Source organism: Halosimplex halobium (genome assembly GCF_051414055.1).
Classification (GTDB): domain Archaea; phylum Halobacteriota; class Halobacteria; order Halobacteriales; family Haloarculaceae; genus Halosimplex; species Halosimplex halobium.
Genome location: NZ_JBLKNX010000035.1, coordinates 1 through 20,463, shown reverse-complemented (window position 1 = coordinate 20,463; position 20,463 = coordinate 1). Strand labels below are relative to the sequence as shown.

At 70.1% G+C, this 20,463-nt stretch carries 21 protein-coding genes, 1 tRNA gene and 2 rRNA genes; 9 read left to right on the top strand and 15 right to left on the bottom strand.

Features of this window, described 5'->3' with window-relative positions; translation table 11 throughout:
• Positions 1–122: 122 nt before the first annotated feature.
• Positions 123–884 carry a DUF4129 domain-containing protein gene (locus tag ACMGFG_RS23750; RefSeq protein ID WP_436932766.1) on the bottom strand — a complete coding sequence of 254 codons (762 nt, stop codon included), beginning with the start codon at positions 882–884 and terminating at the stop codon, positions 123–125.
• A 619-nt stretch (positions 885–1,503) separates the two neighbouring features.
• Here ACMGFG_RS23750 and ACMGFG_RS23745 point away from each other — a divergent pair.
• Positions 1,504–2,517, top strand: coding sequence for a DUF368 domain-containing protein (locus tag ACMGFG_RS23745; protein ID WP_436932765.1), 1,014 nt, complete (start codon positions 1,504–1,506; stop codon positions 2,515–2,517).
• 448 nt (positions 2,518–2,965) lie between these two features.
• Here ACMGFG_RS23745 and ACMGFG_RS23740 read toward each other — a convergent pair whose 3' ends face one another.
• The 11 genes from ACMGFG_RS23740 to ACMGFG_RS23690 form a co-directional block, all read right to left on the bottom strand.
• The gene (locus tag ACMGFG_RS23740) at positions 2,966–3,655 is read right to left on the bottom strand and encodes an urease accessory protein UreF (protein WP_436932764.1); all 690 of its coding nucleotides are present in this window, start codon (positions 3,653–3,655) and stop codon (positions 2,966–2,968) included.
• The gene (locus tag ACMGFG_RS23735; RefSeq protein WP_436932763.1) at positions 3,652–4,308 is read right to left on the bottom strand and encodes an urease accessory protein UreE; all 657 of its coding nucleotides are present in this window, start codon (positions 4,306–4,308) and stop codon (positions 3,652–3,654) included. The genes ACMGFG_RS23740 and ACMGFG_RS23735 overlap by 4 nt, the downstream gene beginning before the upstream one ends.
• Positions 4,308–5,324, bottom strand: coding sequence for an urease accessory protein UreD (locus tag ACMGFG_RS23730; protein WP_436932762.1), 1,017 nt, complete (start codon positions 5,322–5,324; stop codon positions 4,308–4,310). Before ACMGFG_RS23730 ends, ACMGFG_RS23735 begins: the two co-directional genes overlap by 1 nt.
• A complete protein-coding gene (gene ureG / locus ACMGFG_RS23725) occupies positions 5,325–5,948 on the bottom strand; it encodes an urease accessory protein UreG (RefSeq protein ID WP_436932761.1) in 624 nt (207 codons plus the stop codon).
• Positions 5,945–6,355, bottom strand: coding sequence for an urease subunit gamma (locus tag ACMGFG_RS23720; RefSeq protein ID WP_436932760.1), 411 nt, complete (start codon positions 6,353–6,355; stop codon positions 5,945–5,947). Before ACMGFG_RS23720 ends, ureG begins: the two co-directional genes overlap by 4 nt.
• Before the next feature lie 8 nt (positions 6,356–6,363).
• The gene (gene ureC, locus ACMGFG_RS23715) at positions 6,364–8,082 is read right to left on the bottom strand and encodes an urease subunit alpha (RefSeq protein ID WP_436932759.1); all 1,719 of its coding nucleotides are present in this window, start codon (positions 8,080–8,082) and stop codon (positions 6,364–6,366) included.
• Complete coding sequence (locus ACMGFG_RS23710; RefSeq protein WP_436932758.1) at positions 8,079–8,525, bottom strand: urease subunit beta; 447 nt, start codon at positions 8,523–8,525, stop codon at positions 8,079–8,081. Before ACMGFG_RS23710 ends, ureC begins: the two co-directional genes overlap by 4 nt.
• Before the next feature lie 157 nt (positions 8,526–8,682).
• On the bottom strand, positions 8,683–9,525 hold the full coding sequence (locus ACMGFG_RS23705; protein ID WP_436932757.1) for an energy-coupling factor ABC transporter ATP-binding protein: 843 nt from the start codon (positions 9,523–9,525) through the stop codon (positions 8,683–8,685).
• Complete coding sequence (gene cbiQ, locus ACMGFG_RS23700) at positions 9,522–10,319, bottom strand: cobalt ECF transporter T component CbiQ (protein ID WP_436932756.1); 798 nt, start codon at positions 10,317–10,319, stop codon at positions 9,522–9,524. The genes ACMGFG_RS23705 and cbiQ overlap by 4 nt, the downstream gene beginning before the upstream one ends.
• A gap of 13 nt (positions 10,320–10,332) precedes the next feature.
• Positions 10,333–10,659, bottom strand: coding sequence for a PDGLE domain-containing protein (locus ACMGFG_RS23695; protein WP_436932755.1), 327 nt, complete (start codon positions 10,657–10,659; stop codon positions 10,333–10,335).
• On the bottom strand, positions 10,659–11,303 hold the full coding sequence (locus ACMGFG_RS23690) for an energy-coupling factor ABC transporter permease (protein WP_436932754.1): 645 nt from the start codon (positions 11,301–11,303) through the stop codon (positions 10,659–10,661). Before ACMGFG_RS23690 ends, ACMGFG_RS23695 begins: the two co-directional genes overlap by 1 nt.
• A gap of 133 nt (positions 11,304–11,436) precedes the next feature.
• Between ACMGFG_RS23690 and nikR the strand changes: the two genes are divergently transcribed.
• The 8 genes from nikR (at position 11,437) to ACMGFG_RS23650 (ending at position 19,733) form a co-directional block, all read left to right on the top strand.
• Entirely contained in the window at positions 11,437–11,847 is a 411-nt protein-coding gene (gene nikR / locus ACMGFG_RS23685) for a nickel-responsive transcriptional regulator NikR (protein ID WP_436932753.1), read from the top strand.
• A gap of 385 nt (positions 11,848–12,232) precedes the next feature.
• Positions 12,233–13,525: an urea ABC transporter substrate-binding protein gene (locus ACMGFG_RS23680; RefSeq protein WP_436932752.1), complete on the top strand. Its 1,293-nt coding sequence runs from the start codon at positions 12,233–12,235 to the stop codon at positions 13,523–13,525.
• 1 nt (position 13,526) lies between these two features.
• Complete coding sequence (urtB, locus tag ACMGFG_RS23675; RefSeq protein ID WP_436932751.1) at positions 13,527–14,615, top strand: urea ABC transporter, permease protein UrtB; 1,089 nt, start codon at positions 13,527–13,529, stop codon at positions 14,613–14,615.
• A 1-nt stretch (position 14,616) separates the two neighbouring features.
• Complete coding sequence (locus tag ACMGFG_RS23670) at positions 14,617–15,798, top strand: ABC transporter permease subunit (protein ID WP_436932750.1); 1,182 nt, start codon at positions 14,617–14,619, stop codon at positions 15,796–15,798.
• Positions 15,798–16,607 carry an ABC transporter ATP-binding protein gene (locus ACMGFG_RS23665; RefSeq protein WP_436932749.1) on the top strand — a complete coding sequence of 270 codons (810 nt, stop codon included), beginning with the start codon at positions 15,798–15,800 and terminating at the stop codon, positions 16,605–16,607. Before ACMGFG_RS23670 ends, ACMGFG_RS23665 begins: the two co-directional genes overlap by 1 nt.
• A gap of 1 nt (position 16,608) precedes the next feature.
• Positions 16,609–17,325, top strand: a complete 717-nt coding sequence (locus ACMGFG_RS23660; protein ID WP_436932748.1) for an ABC transporter ATP-binding protein — start codon at positions 16,609–16,611, stop codon at positions 17,323–17,325.
• A 194-nt stretch (positions 17,326–17,519) separates the two neighbouring features.
• On the top strand, positions 17,520–17,741 hold the full coding sequence (locus tag ACMGFG_RS23655) for a DUF8106 domain-containing protein (protein ID WP_436932747.1): 222 nt from the start codon (positions 17,520–17,522) through the stop codon (positions 17,739–17,741).
• 84 nt (positions 17,742–17,825) lie between these two features.
• Positions 17,826–19,733 (top strand): PINc/VapC family ATPase, encoded by a 1,908-nt coding sequence (locus tag ACMGFG_RS23650; RefSeq protein ID WP_436932746.1) that lies wholly within the window; start codon positions 17,826–17,828, stop codon positions 19,731–19,733.
• A gap of 113 nt (positions 19,734–19,846) precedes the next feature.
• Here the strand turns inward: ACMGFG_RS23650 and ACMGFG_RS23645 are convergent.
• The 3 genes from ACMGFG_RS23645 to ACMGFG_RS23635 all read right to left on the bottom strand — a co-directional run.
• Positions 19,847–19,922: transfer RNA gene (locus ACMGFG_RS23645), tRNA-Cys, on the bottom strand.
• Positions 19,923–20,093: 171 nt separating this feature from the next.
• Positions 20,094–20,215, bottom strand: a 5S ribosomal RNA gene (gene rrf / locus ACMGFG_RS23640).
• 127 nt (positions 20,216–20,342) lie between these two features.
• A 23S ribosomal RNA gene (locus ACMGFG_RS23635) occupies positions 20,343–20,463 on the bottom strand; the annotation flags it as partial.

Genomic DNA, 20,463 nt, shown 5'->3' with positions numbered 1-20,463 from the left:
CACCGCCGCGGCCGCGAGCGCCGCGAGCGCGGCCGTGACCCGGGACCCACCGGGACCGCCGCCCCACGCGGCCAGCGCCAGCCCGGCGGCGACCACCCCGACGCCTGCCCAGCCTCGCCGCTTCATCGCTGTCCCCCCTCCCGGCCGGCCCCGTCGTCGGTGCCGGCCGGGTGGTCCTCGCTTCCGCCCTCCTCGTCGACCGAGGGGGCGTCGCTCTCACCGGCGGCGTCGACCTCGTCGGCGTACGTCCGCTCGATGCGGCGCAGCGCGGCGACGGCGCGGTCGGCGCGGTCGGCGGGGTCGCGGCCGCCGTAGCGCACCTCCGCGAACAGCTCGGTGAGTTCGGCCACGTCGTCGGGGTCCATCCCGGCGGCGACGGCGGCCTCGGCGAACTCCCCCGGTGCGGTGGTCTCGGGGTCGCCCGCATCGACGAGCGCGCGCATCTCGTCCCAGGCGCGGTACACCTCGTTGGTGAGGTCGGCGTCGGCGTCGAGCCGGTCGGCGGCCGCGCCGGCCGCCCGACCGACCGCCGACAGGTCCACGTCGCCGGGGTCGTCCCCCGGTCGATCGTTCCCGACACCCTCCAGCGACACCTCGGTGTCGGACCGGTACCACAGCGCCGCCAGCCCGACGGCGAGCGCAGAGAGCACGAGCAGGGGGCCGGGCAGCGGGACCGCGACGGTCCCCGGGACCGAGAACGGGAGGTCGAGGTAGACCCCGGCCCCGCCCCCGCCCCCGACGAACGGCTGGCGCTCGACGATGGACCCGTTCCGCTCCCGGTCGGCCCCCTCGGCCGGGTTCCCGGGGTCGACGGCAGCGACGGCTCCCAGCCCGACGACCGCCGCCGCGACCAGGAGCGCGGTCGCGAGCGACCGACCGGTCATCGTCGCCCCGCGACGGAGGGGTCAGACCACCGGTCGTTCGACCCCCGTCGACCGCCCGGAGCGGTGCACCTGTCGCCGGGCCCGGGGTCGCCACGGCCCGGCCCGCCAGTGCGGTTCGTTCGCATCTGTCGACACGAAACGTCTCGACCGATATTGTTCTTTGGGTGACTGGTACGCGGCCGGAGCGGCGACCGGCTCCCCGAGCCGCTGGCCGGCGGTCCCGTGTGACAGATAGTATAGTTATCTGTACTACCAATAAGATTTACATAACCCCGGTCCGAAAGACCGGATGGAATGGCGACAGGAGCGGCCACGGCCCCCGGCGCGGTCGCCGGGTGAGAGCGGAACACGGAGCCGTCAGGTTCACACGCCCGCGACCGCGGGGGGCGGGTCCCGACCGAGCGGTCGGGACGGCCGCTCGGCACACACCATTCCACCGCGGTCCGAACGCTCACCCCGTTCGGAACCCGCACCCGAACCACCCACACCCACCCACCCGAACCCACGCCCGCCGGACGTCGCGTCCGGCTTTTCACGCCCGTCGGCCGCGGCCGGGAGCGCCGGCCGCGGTCACCCGTTCCACAAGAGACTTCCCGCCGATAGGCGAACGTGTAGCCGAATGACGACAGCCCCGGACAGCGCCCGCGACGAGGTGACGCTACGCGAGTCGGTCCCCGCGGTCCGCGAGTGGGCGCGGACCTTCGTGGTCGGCCTGTTCATGGGCACCGCCGACGCGGTCCCCGGCGTCTCCGGCGGCACGATCGCGCTCATCGCCGGCGTCTACGAGCGACTCATCACCGCGATCAACGAGGTCACCCCCGGCCGCTTTTTCGACGGCGTCGTCGCGCTCACGCCGCTGGACGGCGGGGTCTCGCTCGACCGGGCCGCGGCCGTCCTCGAGGAGGTCGACGGCTGGTTTCTGGTCGCGCTACTCGCGGGGATCATCTCGGCGGTGATCCTCGTCACACGGGTCGTGGACATCGCCAACGAGGCGGCGCCAGTCCTCCTCTTTGGCTTCTTCTTCGGGCTGATCGGCGCCTCCGCAGCCATCCTCTTCCGGGCGGTCACCGTACGGACCCTCCCCGAGGTCGTCGCCGCGGTCGCCGGGTTCGCTATCGCGTTCGTCGTCTCGGGCTACGGCGAGGTGCTGGAATCAGGGGGGCTCCCGGTCGTGTTCGGTGCTGGCGCGCTGGCGATCAGCGCGATGATCCTCCCCGGCATCTCCGGGTCGCTCGTCCTCGTCATCCTCAGCCAGTACGAGCGGATGTCCTCGACGCTCTCGGCGTTCATCGACGCGCTCATCGGCGCGGTCACCGGCGGCGGCATCGGCCCGGTGATCGACCGCGGGGTGGTCGTCGTGACGTTCGTCTGCGGCGGCCTCGTCGGCCTGTTCACCGTCTCACGGGTCATCCGCCGCGCGCTCGATTACAATCGCGAGGTGACCTTCGCCTTCCTCGTCGCGCTGGTGCTGGGCGCGCTCCGGGCGCCCGTCGTGACGCTCAACGGCGAGGAGTACGCCGTCGTCTGGAACACACCCACGATTCAGGCGTTCGCGGGCGCCGCCGTCGTCGGCGCCCTCGTCGTCTTCGCCCTCGACTGGTACGCCGTCGACCTCGACCTCGACAGTGTGTGAGGGCGTTGTTTTGGAGGGACGTCGGGTAGATATGGTGTCGTCGTGCATGCGTGATGGATACACTCGGCCCGCTCGCTTGCAGTGTACGCAACTGCACTCGACACAACGCGATGAAAGCCCTCGGCCCGCTCGCGGTCGCTGCACGGGATATCCTCACTCACTTCGTTCGTTCGGATAGTGGCCCGTGCAGACGACTCCATAAACGCGAGCGCGCCTCGCCCTTTCAGTCCGCCAGGAGCACCGCACGGAACAGCGACCGCACCGCGCCACACACCTCCCCAGCCGACTCGCTCACTCCGCTCGCTCGTCCCTCGCGCAGTTCCGTCGCGCGATGAAACGCGCGACAGCGCGCGCCACCGCAGTTGCTCACTGCATCATCTGCACTGAACCGCTCGGAAATTCTGAACGCCAGAGATACAGTTCGTCGAGTGGCCCTTCACCCAGTCGCTCAACTCAGGAACAGCCGCCGCTCGGCCCGCTCGTGGCCCGCCGAGCGCACGTCGACCAGCGGGGCGAACGGCGTCATGTCGTCGACCCCGCGGTCGGCGCTGGCCTCGACGGCGTCGACCATCGCGGGCCGCAGGTCGTCGAGGGTGCGCTGCACGTCGGTCGACCCCAGGCGCATGAGGCGCTGGGCCGCCGCCAGTTGCGCGGTCGCGAACTCGTGACAGGCCAGCAGGCACGCCTCACGCTCGGCGACGCCCGCGAGCGCGGCGACGGTCCCGAGCACGACCGCGTAGTTGCCCGGCGCGTCGCCGGCCTCGACCGCCGCGCCGTACTCGTCGAGGAGCGCGTCGTCGCGGAGGTCCCGCTGGAGCGTCAGCAGCCGGTCGCCCGTCCGCTCGGAACTCTCGCGGAACTCCGCCGGGAGCGTCGCGGCGGTCAGCCGCCGGTCCGCGCGTTCGACGGCGTCGATATCGTCCTCGTCGGCCGCCGCGTGGGCCCCCCGCAGCGCAACCAGGTCGGCGTGGCCGTGTTGCCGGCGGAGGACCGTCCCCACGAGGTCACGGAGGTCGTCGGCCGTCTCGACCGCGTCGTCCGCGACGAACTGCTCCAGGGCGTAGGAGACGCTGTCGTTCCCGACCGGGAGGAACGAATCGGCCAGCCGCAGCGATTCGAGCGTCGCCTCGTCACTCACGACCCCTCACCTCCAGCGTCGCCCCCCGATTTCGGGTCGAGCGTGCGGACGCCGTGGTCGTGGCCGTCGTCACCGTGACCGTGCGAGTGGTCGCCCTCTCCGTGCGAGTGGCTGTGACCACTGTCGCTATGCCCGTGGGAGTGGCCACCTTCGCCGCCGTGCGAGTGGTCGGCCGCGTCGCCCTCGTCGAACAGCGTCGGCGGGACCTCCTCGTACCCCACCGTGGCGCCGTCGGGGAGGTGCGGTTCGACCGTATCCTCCATCCGTTCGCGGGTGTCCGCCAGCGGCAGGTACGCCCGGCTGTCCTCGACGGCCAGGTCCCAGTGGCGGTTCCCGACGGCGTGGCCCAGTTCGAGCGCCGCGGTGACGGCCGCGCGGTCGGGGTCGGCCACCCCGTCGAAGTCGACGACCATCGCCTCGACCGCTTCGAGCGAGACGACGACGAGCCGGTCCCCCGTGGTGAGCACGTCGCCGTCGCGCAGTTCGCGGGCGACGACGACGCCCAGGTCGGTGCCGTCCTCGGCGGTCGTGCGGAACCGCGAGCGACGGCGCTCGGTCCCGTCGACCGCGATGCGAAGCGGGTCGCCCGACTCGACGCGCTCGGCGATCCCCTCGTCGTCGACGGTCCCGACGAACTCCTCGGCGACGAGCATCAGGGCCTCCTGGAGTCGGGCGCGCCGACTCCGAGCAGGTCGGTTCTCGCCTCGTCCCAGGCCGCACGGAGCGGGGCGGTCACGGTCTCCGCGCGGTGGCCCAGCGCGCGCACGACGCACCCCGCGTCGTTCGGGAGCCGCGTCGCGCCCGCACGGACGGCGTCAGCGTCGCCGTCGTCGACTGCAGAGTCCCCTCCGGCCTCCGCAGTACCCGTCGCGACCGCGTGGAGCCGGTCGCTCAGGTCGTCGAGCGCGCCGGCCTCGCTCGCCGGGACGAGCACGTACAGCGTCCCCAACACCGCGAATTCGCCCATGACCCCCACGGCGGAGGGGTCGGCGTCGGCGGGCCGGAGGTGGGTCGCGTCGTCGACCAGCAGGTCGCCGTCGCGGCGGACCCGCAGTCGGGAGAGGTACCGCTCGAAGTCGAACCGTTCGCCGCGGGCGAGTCGGCCGGGGACGACCACGTCGCCGACGACCGCGCTCCCCGTCGGCGCGAGGGCGAGGTCGACCCCCTGGAAGAACCGCGAGTCCTCGTGGAGGATGGTCGGCTCGGGCACGTAGTCGAGGTGGCCGCCCGCCCCGACCGACAGCGACACGTCCGCGGCGGCGTAGTTGCGCGCCATCGAGAGCACCTTCTGGGAGCTCTGCGTGGAGACGTGCGCGACGGCGCCGGACCCGACCTCGACGGTCACGTCGTGGCGGTCGCCCTGGGCGACGCCGCCGGTCGGCGACTGGACGTACACCGTCTCCGCTTCGGGTAGCGGGTCGTGGCTGAGCGTGCCGCTGACGTGGAACGGCGCCCGCGCCAGGTCCCGTACCAGGTTCGTCTCGCCCGCCTCGTCAGCGGCGAAGCGGAGTTCCAGCCGGCCGTCTTTCCCCGGCGAGCCGACCGCCGCCGCCGGGAGCGATTCGCCTGCGTAGTCGGCGAACGCGGGGTGGGGCGGCTCGTCGGCGCCGTCATCGGTCGGCCGCCCGGGCGGGTCGTCGCCCGCGGCGTCCGGCGTGTCGGCGGCCATCTATGCGAAGAGCACGCTCTCGCTGACGTGTTCCTGCACCTCGTCGATACCCTCCCCGGCCTTGCAGTTCGTGAAGACGAACGGGCCCGTCCGAACGTCGGCGGCGTCGGCCTCCAGCACGTCCAGGTCCACGTCGACGTGGGGCGCGAGGTCGGTCTTGTTGATCACGAGGAGGTCGCACTCGACGACGCCCGGGCCGCGCTTGCGCGGGATGTCCTCGCCCTCGGCGACGCTGATGACGTACAGCGAGTAGTCCGCGAGCTCGGGGTTGAACGTCGCGGCGAGGTTGTCGCCGCCGCTCTCGACGATCACCAGGTCCAGGTCGGGGTGTTCGGCGAGAAAGTCGTCGATCTGCGCGAGGTTCATCGATGGGTCCTCGCGGATGCCCGTGTGCGGGCAGGCGCCGGTCTCGACGCCGGCGACGAGGTCCTCGGGGACGACGCCGGCGAACCGCTCGCGCAACGCGTCGGCGTCCTCCTGGGTGAGCACGTCGTTTGCGATGACGCCCACGTCCAGCCCCGCCTCGCGCAGGCGCGGGACGAGTTCGGTCACGAGCGCGGTCTTGCCCGACCCCACTGGACCGCCGATGCCGACCGTCGCCACGTCGCGGTGGGTGAGGCTCACGCGTCGCCCTCCTCGGCGTCCGCCGCGTCCGTCTCGGCGTCCCCCGCCGGTTCGCCGCCGTCGGCGGCCGCCTCGTCGTCGCTCCCGGGGTCCATCGCGCCCGACGAGCGGATCGGGTCGTGGACGGTCACGAGCTTCGTGCCGTCGGGGAAGACGGGCTCGACCTGGATCATGTCGACCATCTCGGGGACGCCGGGCATCACGTCCTCGGGGTCCAGTAGCTGGGAGGCCTCCGCCCGTATCTCGGCCACGTCCCAGCCGTCGCGGGCGCGCTCGACGCACCAGTCGGAGATGAACGCGACCGCCTCGGGGTGGTTCAGCCTGACGCCGCGCTCCTTGCGGCGCCGGGCGAGCTCCGCGGCCATGAAGACCGTCAACCGCTCCTGCTCTTTGGGTGTTAGATTCATCCTGAGTATTACAGCATGTACCGCTGGGCGAGGGGGAGTTCCTCGCTCGGTTCCGCCGAGACGACCTCGCCGTCGACCGCCACCTCGAAGGTCTCGGGGTCGATCTCGATGTCGTTGGGGCAGTAGTCGTTGTAGTGCATGTCCGCCTTCCCGGGCGTCCGGGCGCCCGAGACGGGGACGACGGGGCTGTCGAGGCCGTATTCTTCGCCGACGCCGGCCTCGGCGGCCGCCGGGCTGACAAAGGAGAGGGAGAGACCGTGTTTGGCCTTGCCGGCCGCGCCGGCGCGGGGGCGCTGCATGATGGGCTCGCAGGTCATCAGCGAGCCGTTGGCCTCCCCCATCTCCGAGTAGACGGGGAAGCCGCCCTTGAACGTCATCGCGGGCTTGATCCCGAAGAAGGCCGGATCCCACAGCACCACGTCGGCGAGTTTGCCGGGTTCGAGCGTCCCGACGTAGTCGTCGATGCCCGCCGAGATGGCCGGGTTGACCGTGTACTTCGCGAGGTACCGTTTCGCGCGGAAGTTGTCCGCGTCGTCGTGCGTGTCGGCGGCCTCGTCCTCCGGCAGGGGGCCCCGCTGGCCCTTCATCTTCGAGGCGGTCTGCCACGTCCGGGAGATCACCTCGGCCTGGCGGCCCATCGCCTGGGAGTCAGAGGTCATCATCGAGATGGCGCCCACGTCGTGGAGCACGTCCTCGGCGCCGATGGTCTCCGCGCGGACGCGGGACTCGGCGAAGGCCACGTCCTCGGGCACGTCGGGGTTGAGGTGGTGACACACCATCACCATGTCCAGGTGCTCGTCGAAGGTGTTCACCGTGTACGGCATCGAGGGATTGGTCGAGGAGGGCAGCATATTGGGCTGGCCGACCATCTCCATGATGTCCGGGGCGTGGCCGCCGCCCGCGCCCTCGATGTGGAACAGGTGCATCGTCCGCCCGTCGACGGCGGCGAAGGTGTTCTCGACGAAGCCCGCCTCGTTGAGCGTGTCCGTGTGCATACACACCTGCACGTCCTCCGCCTCGGCCACGTCGAGGCAGGTGTCGATGGCCGCGGGCATCGACCCCCAGTCCTCGTGGAGTTTCAGCCCGCAGGCGCCGGCCTCCAGTTGCTCGCGCAGGGGACCCGGTTTCGAGGCGTTGCCCTTGCCGTAGAAGCCGACGTTGACCGGCCACTCCTCGGCGGCCTGAAGGAACCGTTTGACGTTCTCCGGGCCGGTCGTGCAGGTGGTCGCACCGCCGCCGTAGCCGCCCCCGAGCATCGTCGTGATGCCCGATGCGAGCGCGTGGTCGTGCAGCTGCGCGGAGTTGAAGTGGACGTGGATGTCCAGCCCGCCGGGCGTGGCGATCTTCCCCTCGGCGGGGTACACGTCGGTCGACGGGCCGACGACCATATCGATGCCGTCCATCGTGTCCGGGTTGCCCGCCTTCCCGATCCCGGCGATCTCGCCGTCGCGGATGCCGATGTCCGCGGCGACGATCCCGAGGACGGGATCCATGACGAGCGCGTTCGTGAGCACCCAGTCCAGCGCACCCTCCTCCTGTGTGGTGCCTGGGGATTGTCCCAGGCCGTCCCGCAGGGTCTTCCCGCCGCCGAAGACGGCCTCGTCGCCGGGCGTCCGGAGATCCTCCTCGACTTCGACGAACAGTTCGGTGTCGCCCAGGCGCACGCGGTCGCCGGTCGTCGGGCCGTACAGTTCGGCGTAGGCCTCGCGGTCGACCTCGCGGGTCATGGCTCGTCCTCCGCGCTCTCGGCTCCCGCTCTGTCGGCGTCCTCGCCGTCGAGCTTCCCGGCCTGATCGGGGATGCCACCGAAGCCCTGCCGGTGGGCGCGTTCCACCGCCGCGGCGGCGTCGCCGTCGACGCTGCCATTGACCAGGCCGTTCATGCCGTGGGCGACGCGCTTGCCGCCGATGGCGACGAGTTCGACCGTCTGCTCGTCGCCGGGCTCGAACCGTACCGCGGTGCCCGCGGGGATGTTCAACCGCTTGCCGAAGGCGGCCTCGCGGTCGAACTCCAGGACCGCGTTGGCCTCGAAGAAGTGGAAGTGCGAGCCGACCTGTACCGGCCGGTCGCCCGCGTTGCCGACCGTCACCTCCGCCGTCTCCCGGCCCTCGTTGATCGTCACTGTGCCCTCCGCCGTCCGCACCTCGCCGGGGACGACTTGCTCGGTCATACCACCACGTCCGTCGACAGGATCGGTCGATAGTCGATCATCTGCGCGATTATTTGGATAGCCGTCCCAAGGCGGTTCGCTTCGGCGCAAATAGCACCGTCCGATCTCGAATTTCGATTCGATCGTTCGATTTCGGAGAGGGAAATCGTACTTTCGATCAGATGTCGTCGCCGTCGAGCCGGTCGCGGGCCGCGTCGACGGTCAGCGGCGGGTCGTCGGCCAGCCCGTCGAACAGCCGGACGACCTGCGGGGGTCGCAGGTCGCAGTCGGTCAGCAGGGTCGTGTCGGTCAGGACCGCCCGAGTGGAGCCGGTCGCGGCGACGCGACCGCTCCCGTCCAGCAGGACCACGCGGTCGGCGACCTGGGGGACCAGCTCCGTGTCCGGCGTCGAGACGACGACCGTGGTGCCGTCGGCGGCCAGCTCGTCGAACAGATCGAGGACTGTCTCGCGGTTGGCGGCGTCCACGTCGCTGACGGGCTCGTCCAGCAGGAGCACGTCGGGTTCGACGGTGAGCGCGCTCGCCAGGGCGGCCCGGCGCTGCTGCCCGCCGCTGAGCCGGAAGGGTGGTTTCGACAGCAGTTCGTCAAGATCGAGCCGCTCGGCGACGCGATCGACGCGGGCCTCGGCCTCGCCGTCGCGGAGGTTCTGCTGGGTGGGGCCGTAGGCCAGGTCTTCTCGAACGGTGGGGTTGAACAGGTAGTCGGCTGGGTTCTGCGTGAGGACGCTCAGCCGGCCGCGGACGGTGTCGGCGTCCTCGGTCTCGCCGAAGTACCGAACCGTCCCCTCGTCGGGGTCGATCAGCCCGCCGAGCAACTGGAGCAGCGTCGACTTGCCCGCGCCGTTCGGGCCGAGCAGGGCGACCCGCTCGCCGGACTCGACGGTCACGTCGACCCCGTCGACCGCTGGCGTGCCGTCCGGGTAGGCGTAGCGGAGGCCGTTCGCCTCGATGGCGGGTGCATCGGCGGTGTTCACGGCATCGGCCGCGTCCCCGTCGCTCACGCCAGTCCCACCCCGACGACTGCGGCGAGGACGACCAGCGCGAAGGCGGCGTCCGCGCGGCCGAGCGCCGTTCCCTCGGCCGTCGGCCGCGGACCGCCACCGCCCCCGCGGGCGCGGGCGGCACGTTCGACCCGCTCGCCCCGCTCGACGCTGCGCAGGAGGAAGGTCCCCAGGAAGTTCCCGGAGTCGCGCCACGTCCGCCGCAGGTCCGGTTCGGCGACCGTCCGGCTCCGGCGCGCGCGGGCCATCCGTTCGAGTTCCGCGAAAAAGAGGAGGAGATAGCGGTAGGTGATCGCCAGCAGCGAGACGGCGATGGCCGGCGCGCGCAGGTGGGCGAGTCCGCCGAGCAGGTCCGAGAAGCGGGTCGTCAGCAGCAGCAGCGAGAGGAAGGCGACGCAGACGCCGACGCGGGCGGTGAAGACCGCGACGTAGCCGACGCCGGCCGCCGAGAGGGGCGTCCCGCCGACGGTGGGACCGCCCATCAGCAGTGCCTGGGGCGCGACGGCAACGAGCGCGAAGGCAGGCGGGCCGGCGACGCGGCCCGCGAACGCCCGCGCGGGGACGCGGGAGGCGACCGCGAGCCCGCCGGCCACCGCCGCCAGCGCGGCGACCCCCTGGAGGTCCCGCCGCGTGACCGTCAGCGCGACGAGCGCGACCAGCCCGACGAGCTTCACGCTCGGCGCGACGGCCTGCAGGAAGCCCGCGCGGTCGGGCGCGTCCTCGGCGAGGAGGAACCACCGGGCGTGCCCGGAGAGGCCGGCGAGCGTGCGGTCGAGGAGGTCCGTCCGACTCATCTCGGTCGCCCGGTCACCGCGCCGCGTCGGTTTCGGTGGCCTCGACGTCGGTGTCGCTCCCGAGCAGGCGACCGATCCCGAGCGCGACGACGAGGGTCAGGCCGGTCCCGACGACCGCGGAGACGAAGGTCCCGGGCGCGGTCCCGAGTCCGGGGACGCCGTAGCCGGAGAAGGGCGCCACCTCGACCGGCTCGGCGTCGTCGGTCGCGCCGGTCGCCTCGGCGGCGTTCTCCAGGGGCTCGGCGTAGCCGACCTGGCCGGCCGCCCAGCCGAAGACCGGCGCCAGCAGCGCGAGTACGACGAGGACCGCGACCGCCGTCGGGAACCAGTCGGGCGCCATCAGGCGCTCACCTCCGGTTCCGGCGCGGTGGTCGGTCGCAGGTCCGGCCGCGCCTGCGCGAGGTAGCGGTAGACGACGGCCGTGATGGCGCCCTCGACGAGCCCGAGGACGAGGTGGCCGACGCCCATGATCGCCAGCGTCGTCAGCAGTTCGTACTGGAACGCCGACGAGAGGCCGAGCTGGAGCCCGGCGGTCAGGGCTCCGGCGGTGATGCCGAGCCAGCCGGCGGCGAAGGCCGCACGGAACTCCCCGTAGGGGGCGACCAGCCGGTAGACGGCGTAGCCGACGTACACCTCGACGACGGCCATGTTGAACACGTTCGCGCCGAGGACGACGAGCCCGCCGTCGCCGAACACGAGCGCCTGAACCGCGACGACCGTCGCCACGGCGAGCGCGCCGAGGTGGGGGCCGAGCAGGATGGCGGCGAACGCGCCGCCGACGAAGTGGGCGCTCGTCCCGCCGGGGATCGGCCAGTTGAGCATCTGTGCGGCGAACACGCCCGCGGCGACCACGCCCACGAGCGGCGCCCGGGTGTCCGATATCTCCCCGCCGACGCGCCGCGCAGCGTAGCTCAGCGCCGCTACCGACAGCGCAGCGAACAGCACGGCCAGCGGCAGGTCGACGTAGCCGTCCGGGATGTGCATACTCGCCGGTCGCCGTCGCACCCGATAATACTTTCTCATGGCGCAGTATTACTGGAGGCAGGTGGCCGGGCGGGACGGTCGGGGCCGGCCGCGGGTGGCCAGCCATATTACCCGGTCCGTCGTAGGGGCGGGCATGGGCGACGACATCGACCGCATCAGTCTGACGCTCCCGTCGTCGATGGTCGAGCGGCTGGACGGGATCGTCGACGACTGGGAGTACGACAGTCGGTCGGAGGCGGTCCGGGACTCGCTGCGCGATTTCTTCGCGGACTACGAGTGGGAGACCGGCGGCGAGGGCCACCACCACGGCACCATCGTGATCGTCCACGACCACCACGTCGACGGCATCGCCGACGACCTCCAGACGGTCCAACACGAGATGGCCGAGGCGATCACCTCCGTCCAGCACATCCACCTCTCGCACGACACCTGCATGGAGACGCTCGTCGTCGAGGGCTCGGCCGGCGACATCACCGAACTCGCCAACCGCCTGCGCGCGCTCGGCGGCGTCCAGCAGGTGAAGGTCGTCGTCGTCGACGAGTAGCGACCGCGTGTCCCGTCGTGTGACTCGCGTGGATATCTGCCGCCCGTTCTGATCGTCCGGTCACTGTTACGTTTCGACCGGCCGACCCGACTGTCTCCTCGGATCGCGTTTTGACGCCGGCCTTCTCGATACTTGTAGAACTTCCCGATTCTACCCACTCTCGTTCGAATGTCCACCAATTTCGAGTTGTCCTATCATGTCCTAATATTCAAGCCAGGTCTCTTGGACATCTATAATACGCGAGTGTAAACCCTTATTTACCGTCTGCGAAATCGAAGGTATGTACGCAAATGATGGACGTTCATGCGTCGAAGTTCGGGTACAGTGGTGGAACTAATGGCATTTACGTCGAATTTAGTGACAGATCTGATCTGGAGGTAGCGGTATGAGCGACGACGGTGTCAGTCGCCGTCGGTTCCTCGCGGGCGGTGCCGGGCTGGCGGGGGCGGCGGTCGCCGGGTGTTCCGGCGGCTCCTCGGCAGGCACGTCCACCGGTGCGGGGGGGACGGTCACGCTCGGTGTCCTCGAAGACCAGTCGGGCAACTTCGCGCTGGTCGGCTCGCCCAAGCACAAGGCGTCGCTGCTGGCCATCGAGGAGATCAACAACGACGGCGGGATCATGGGCAACGAGATCGAGTACCACGACCCGGACCCCCAGTCGGACAACCAGCGCTACCAGGAGCTGACCCGGCGGATGATCCAGCAACACGACGTCGACGCGCTGTGGGCCGGTTACTCCTCGGCGACGCGGGAGGCCATCCGGCCGATCATCGACCAGAACGACCAGCTGTACTTCTACACGACCCAGTACGAGGGCGGCGTCTGCGACAAGAACGTCTTCGCGGTGGGGCCGACGGCCCGCCAGCAGCTCGGTGCGGTCCTGCCCTACCTCGTCGAGGAATACGGGCCGAAGATCTACACCATCGCCGCCGACTACAACTTCGGCCAGCTGTCGGCCGACTGGGTGAAGGTCCTGGCCGACGAGAACGACGCCGAGGTCGTCGACGAGGAGTTCATCCCGCTGTCGAACTCCCAGTTCGGCTCGACGATCAACAACATCCAGGACGCCGACCCCGACTTCGTGATGTCGATGCTGGTCGGCGCCAACCACACCTCCTTCTACGAGCAGAAGGCCTCTGCAGGCCTGGAGATCCCCATCGGTACGTCGACGGCGATGGCCCAGGGCTACGAGCACCTGCGGCTGGACCCGCCGGCGATGGCCAACATCTACGCCGGCGTCAACTACATGGAGGAGATCCCGACCGAGCGCAACACGCGCGACGGCGGGTTCGTCGACCGCTACTACGAGATGTGGCCCGACGCCCCCTACCTCAACGAGGAGGCCGAGAACAACTACTTCTCGGTCTACATGTACAAGAAGGCCGTCGAGCAGGCCGGCACCTTCGAGCAGCCCGAGGTCAAGGAGGCCCTGGAGTCGGGCATCACCTACGAGGCGCCCGAGGCGCCCGAGGGCGAGTCCATCGCGCTGGACGGTGCGACCCACCACGTCGACCACCACATGTGGGTGATGCGCGCCGACGACCAGCACAACGTCGAGGCGCTGGACGACGGCGTCATCGAGGAGCAGTTCCTCTCGAACACGGTCGGCTGTGACCTGACCGAGGAAGACGAGGAGACTCAGTACACCCCACAGGACTACTTCGAGGAGGCCGGGTAACATGGTCAACGGGGTCAACCTCCTGTTTCAGTTCCTCGATAACTTCGCGTTCATCGTGCTCGCGGCGGCGGGGTTGGCCATCATCTTCGGCATCATGGGCGTGATCAATCTCGCACACGGCGAGTTCATCATGGTCGGCGCCTACGCGACGACGCTGGCGAACATCCGCTTCGGCCTGCCGCTGCTCGTCGCGGTCCCGGTGGCGGTCGTCGCCACGGCCGTCTTCGGCCTGGTCGTCGAGCGGACGATCATCTCCGGGGCCGTCCCCAACTTCCTGTGGAAGTACGCGCGGCTGGGACTGGTCGGCGGCTTCCACCGGCTCGCGGCGCTGGAGGCGGTGCCCGAGCGGGCCGCCGCCGGGCTCCGGCGCGCCGCCGGGCGCCTGCCCGAGCAGCCGCTGGTCGAGCCGCTGTACGACCGCCTGGCCGACTCGATGGTCGCGACCTGGGGCCTGAGCCTCATCCTCGTCCAGGGCGCGCGCATCCAGTTCGGCAACTCCCTGGACCAGGTCGGGACGCCGATCGTCCCGTTCGTCGGCGAGACGGTCAGTCCCGGCGAGATCCCGGTCCTCAATCTGGTCGTCGCCAACTCCGAGTTCTCCTACTCGGCGTATCGCGTCTCGCTGGCGGTCATCGCCGTCGGCGTCCTCGCGGCCGTCTACGTCCTGTTCACGAAGACCGACTTCGGGATGCGCGCCCGTGCGACCATCCAGGACGAGGACACCGCCCGCGCGCTGGGCGTCGACACGGGGCGCACCTACATGGCGACGTTCGCCATCGGGTCGGCGCTCGCCGGGCTGACCGGCGCGCTGTACGCCCCGACGATCACGATGGTGCCCAACCTCGGGACCGGCTTCCTCGTCGAGTCGTTCGTCGCCGTCGTCGTCGGCGGCCCCTCGGTCGTCCTCGGGACGACGATGGCCGGCGGCTTCCTCGGCGCCATCAGCGCGGCCGTCACGAACGTCATGGGCAGCACGTTCTACGGCCGGATCGCGCTGCTGCTGACCGCCATCGTCCTCATCCGGTTCCTCCCCGAGGGCATCACCGGGTTCGTGCGCACCCTCCGCGAGCGCCGCCAGGAGGGGAGCTGACATGGCCGCCGAGACAACCGGGTCCGGGAGCAGCCTGCCCCGGCCGGTGGTCGCCGCCGTCGAGACCTGGCGGCGAGTCTTCCACGGCCCGAACACCATCGGCAACTCCTGGCAGTTCTGGGCGGGGTTCGCCCTCGCCGTGGCGGCGCTGTTCGCCTACCCCGTCCTCGCGGGCGGCTACCAGGCCTCGCGGTTCGCGCTGTTCATCGTGTACGCCTTCCTCGGCCTCTCGCTGTCGGTCGTGTGGGGCTACGCCGGCATCCTGAGCTTCGGCCAGGTCGCCTTCTTCGGCGTCGCCGGCTACACCTTCGGCGTCGTCGCGCTCAACTTCAACTCCCCCGTCGGGATCGTGGGCGCGTTCGCCGTCGCGGTCGTCGCCGGTGCGGCCCTGTCGTTCGTGCTCGGCTACTTCATGTTCTACGGCGGCGTCCGCGACGTGTACGTGACGATCATCACGCTGGTCGTCACGCTCGTGCTGGAGACGTTCATGTCCCAGACCGCCGGCGACGCCTGGACCATCGGCGCGGCGCCGCTGGGCGGGTTCAACGGGATGCCCGGCATCCCCGAACTCGCCGTCCCGCTCCCGGCGCTGCCCGGCGTCTGGGGCTCGCCGGTCGTCCTCGCTTCGGGCGACGGCACCTTCTTCCGGTTCGCGCTCGCCCTGCTCGTGGTGACGTACCTGGGCCTGCGCGCGCTGGTCAACTCCGACTACGGCCGCGTGATGGTCGCCGTCCGCGAGGACGAGGACCGCACGCGGATGTTCGGCTACGACGTCGAGCGGGTGAAACTCGCCGTGTTCACCTTCGGCGGCGCGCTCGCCGGCCTGGCGGGCGTGCTCTACGCCGCCTGGGGCAACTACATCAGCCCCGGCGTCTACGCGCTGACGTTCGCCTCCCTGCCGGTCATCTGGGTGAGCGTCGGCGGCCGCAAGAGCCTGCTGGGCGCGCTGGTCGGCTCGGTCGCCATCGCCTACGTCTCGAACTCGCTTGTCGGCCAGTGGGCGTTCGTCATCGTCGGCGCCCTGCTGCTCGTGGTCGTCCTGTTCCTGCCCCGCGGGTTCGTCCCGGCGGTCCGCGACGTGGTGCTGTTCGCGTGGCGGACCGCCCGGCGGTACCGCAGCGGCGACCCCGACGGCGTCGGGGAGAGCCACGACGCCGCCGCCGACCCGGAGGTGACCGACTGATGAGCGACGCCGAATCGGCCGACGACGGCGGTGACACGCGCCTGGACCCGAACGTCCGTCAGACCGCAGCGGAGCTGGCGACCGGCGACCGCACGGACACGCTGTTGCAGACCGAGGACCTGGTCAAGCGCTTCGGCGGCTTCACGGCCACCGACTCGGTCGACTTCTCGGTCGACGAGGGCGAGTTGCGCTGTCTCATCGGCCCCAACGGCGCCGGCAAGTCGACCCTCCTCAAGCTGATCACCGGCGCCCACGCCCCCAGCGAGGGGAGCATCTACTACGACGGGACCGACATCACCGACTTCCAGCCCGAGGACCGGGTCAAACGCGGGATCAGCATGAAGTTCCAGGTCCCGTCGGTGTACGGCGAGCTGTCCGTCCGGGAGAACGTCCGCCTGCCCGTCCAGCGGTTCGCCGACGGCGACGAGCGCCGCCGGCTGGTCGCCGAGGCCGTCGAAGACGCCGGCCTCGAAGGCAAGGAGGACACCCCGGCCGACCAGCTCTCCCACGGCGAGCAACAGCAGCTGGAGATCGGCATGGCGGCCGCGCTCGAGCCCGACCTGCTGCTGCTGGACGAGCCCGTCGCGGGCCTCTCCGTCGAGGAGCGCCGGGGGATCGCCGACCGCATCACCCGCCTCAACGAGGAGCGGGGCATCGCCTTCGTCGTCATCGAGCACGACACCGACTTCGTCGCCGAGATCGCCGACGAGGTGACCGTGCTCCACCAGGGCGACGTGTTCCGCGAGGGCCCCATCGCGGAGATCGAGTCCGACCCCGAAGTCCAGCGGATCTACCTGGGGGGTGAGTGAGATGGCGGACGACGCGCCGATCCTCGAACTCACCGACGTGACGGCCGCCTACGACCGGACGCCGATCCTCCGCGACGTGGACCTGGCGGTCGAACAGGGCGAGATCGTCGGCGTCATGGGCAAGAACGGCGTCGGCAAGTCGACGCTGATGAAGACCGTCATCGGCCTGCTCGAACCGGAGTCGGGCACCATCGCCTACGCCGGCGAGGACGTGACCGACCTCGCCGCCGACGAGCGCGCCCGGCGGGGCATCGGCTACATCCCGCAGGGCCGGGACGTGTTCCCCGACCTCACCGTCGAACAGAACGTCCGCATGGGCGAGACGATCAACGAGACCTCCGGGCAGACGCTGTACGACGAGGTCTACGACTACTTCCCCGTGCTGGAGGAACGGGCTGACCAGGACGCCGGGACGCTGTCGGGCGGCGAACAGCAGATGCTCGCCATCGCGCGGGCGCTGGTCGCCAACCCGGACCTGCTGTTGCTCGACGAGCCCTCCGAGGGCATCCAGCCGTCCATCGTCGACCAGATCAGCGAGGACATGCGCGCTATCAACGAGGAACTCGGCACGACGATTCTCTTCGTCGAGCAGAACCTCGGTGTCATCCGCTCGATGGCCGACCGCTGTTACGCCATGGAACGCGGCGAGATCGTCGACGAACTCGGCGCCGCCGCGCTCGCCGACGAGGACACCATCGCCAGCTACCTCGCCGTCTGACCACCCGTCGTCGGTCGCTGTCCGACCACTCCCTGTTACCTGTCGACCGCCCCGCCGCCCGACTGCCGCTGTCAGGCCGTTCTCGCCGGCGGTTCGGCCGTGGGTATGCGAACCGATTCCACGGTTTCGCGGACGCTACCGATTGATAATGGGCAAAAGGGGTTTTCCGTATCCAGCACCTACCTCGGGGTACGATGAGCGTACACTCGCCCGCAACGCCAGACCGAGACCCGCCCCCGAAAGCGACGCTGTTCTGCCCCGACTGCGGCCACGAGAGCCCGCCGGCCGGCGACTGGGAAGTCCGCGGCGCGGAAACGGACTCGGACCTGACGAGCGCCGGCGCCGTGCTCCGGTGTCCCGACTGCCGCCGGACGGTCGCGACCCGCGGCCGGTCGGAACTCCCGCAGGTCGCCTGACCGACCGCGACGGTTTCTCCCCGGCGGCTCGCCGCCCTCGCCCGCATCACGGCCCTTATCACGGCGGGCGGCCGTACCCACGGTATGAACATCGTTCCGGACACGAGCGTGGTCATCGACGGCCGCGTGTCCGAGCAGATCGAGGCCGACGCCGACCCCGACTCGGAGGCGGTCGGCGAGGGATTTGCCGGCGCGACCGTCTACATCCCCGAGGCGGTCGTGGGCGAACTCGAGGCACAGGCCAACGACGGCCGCGAGAGCGGCTGGGACGGCCTCGAGGAGCTCCAGCGGCTCGCCGGGCTCCACGACGACGGCACCGTCACCGTCGAGTACGTCGGCCGCCGCCCCGCCGAGGTCGAACAGCGCGAGGCCGGCGAGGGGAAGATCGACGCGATCATCCGCGACCTCGCCGACGACCACGACGCCACCCTCGTCACCAGCGACGTGGTCCAGAGCGAGGTCGCGAAGGCGAAGGGCCTCGACGTGGTCTACCTCGAACCCCGCGGCCGCGACGCCGAGTCGCTCGACATCGAACAGTTCTTCGACGAGACGACGATGAGCCTCCACCTCAAGGTGGGCGTCGCGCCGATGGCCAAGCGCGGCGAGATCGGCGACATGCACTACGAGACCATCGCCGAGGAAGTCTCGACGGAGGACGACCTCAAAGAGTGGGCCCAGGACATCGAGAACTCCGCGCGGGCCAGCGCCGAGGGGTTCGTCGAACTCGACGAACCGGGGATGACCATCGTCCAGTTCCGCCAGTACCGCATCGCTATCGCCCGGCCGCCGTTCTCCGACAAACTGGAGATCACGGCCGTCCGCCCCATCGTCAAGACCGACCTCGACGACTACGAACACGCCGACGAACTCCGCGAGCGACTGCTCGAACACCAGCGCGGCGTCCTCATCTCGGGGGCGCCCGGCGCCGGCAAATCGACGTTCGCCCAGGCCGTCGCGGAGTTCCTCGCCGATTCGGACTTCGCGGTCAAGACCATGGAGAAACCCCGCGACCTCCAGGTCGGCGACAACATCACCCAGTACACCGAGCTGGGCGGCTCGATGGAGAAGACCGCCGACTCCCTGCTGATGGTCCGGCCCGACTACACCATCTACGACGAGGTCCGCAAGACCGACGACTTCGAGGTGTTCGCGGACATGCGGCTGGCGGGCGTCGGCATGGTCGGCGTCGTCCACGCGACGCGGGCCATCGACGCCCTGCAACGGCTGGTCGGCCGCGTCGAACTCGGGATGATCCCGCAGGTCGTCGACACCGTTGTCTACATCGAGGCCGGCGAGGTCGACACCGTCTACGACGTGACCACCGAAGTGAAGGTCCCCGAGGGGCTGATGGAGGAGGATCTGGCCCGCCCGGTCATCATGATCCGGGACTTCGAGACCGGCCAGCCCGCCTACGAGATCTACACGTTCAACCGCCAGGTCGTCACCGTTCCCCTGGGCGAGAACGCCGAAGACGGCGGCGCCGGCCGGGAGAGCGGCACCGAGCGCATCGCCAAACAGGAGGTCGAACGGGAGATCCGCTCGATCGCCCACGGCCACGTCGAGGTGGAGATCAAGAACCCGAACACCGCCGTTGTGTACGTCGAGGAGGACGACATCTCCGCGGTCATCGGCAAGGGCGGCGGCCGCATCTCCGACGTGGAGAACCGCCTCGGCATCGACATCGACGTGCGAACCTTCAGCGAACGCCCCGAGGGCGCCGGCGGCCCGGGCGGTTCCGGCAGCGCTGACTCCAGTGGCGGTAGCAGCTCCGGCGGCGAGATCGTCAGCCCCGAGATCACCTCGCGCCACGTCCTCATCCCGATGGACGGCTACGAGGGCGAGACCGTCGAGGTCACCGCCGACGGCGAGTACCTGTTCACCGCGACCGTCTCCCGCGGCGGCGAGGTGCAGGTCTCCCGCGGCTCGGCCATCGCCGAAGAGCTGGAACAGGCCATCGACCGCGGCAAGACGATCACCGTCTCCCCCTCCTAGTCGCCTTCTTTCCGCAGCATCGCTGGTGCGACGTACCGTCCACACGCCGTCGGTACGACTGCAGATTGTTCGGGGAACCGACAGGCGGGGCTAACCGGCGGGAACAGCGAGAAAGCCAAGGGCCGGATTTGAACCGGCGATGGGCGGCTCTGCAGGCCGCTGCGTTCGGCCGGACTCTGCCACCTTGGCGCACCCGATAGTATCCGCCTGTGTCGCTTAAGCCCATCGGATCCGCGACTCCCCGCGATCGACGGACGGGCAGCCGCTGTCGGCACTGGCGAAACAAATACGGAAACCCCCGACCAGCAGCGGCTGGTCGAGGGTAATGAATTGGCCCGACGGAACGTGTCGGGCGATGAGTGGAGGCGGCGAACCAGGTTTCCCAGAGACTCTCGTACTCCAGTACTCGCCGGAACGCAGGCGGGCTTAACTTCCGTGTTCGGGATGGGTACGGGTGTCGCCCCGCCGCTATGGCCGCCCTAACGCCGATCCGCGGAATCGAACCGCGTCCGAACGCCGCGTTCGGAATCCAATATCGGTGGTCTCCGAGACCGTGTGTACGTGCGATCCAGATTGCGCCTGGACTCGTTCAGCGAGTCGCAGTGCGTATAATTGGTGGCTTCGGTCGGTTAGTGCTCGCGGGCTGAACATCTCGTTGCCTCGATGCGTACACCCCGAGTCTATCGATCTCGTCTTCTACGAGTGACCTCGGCGGTATCTCTTTTCCAGG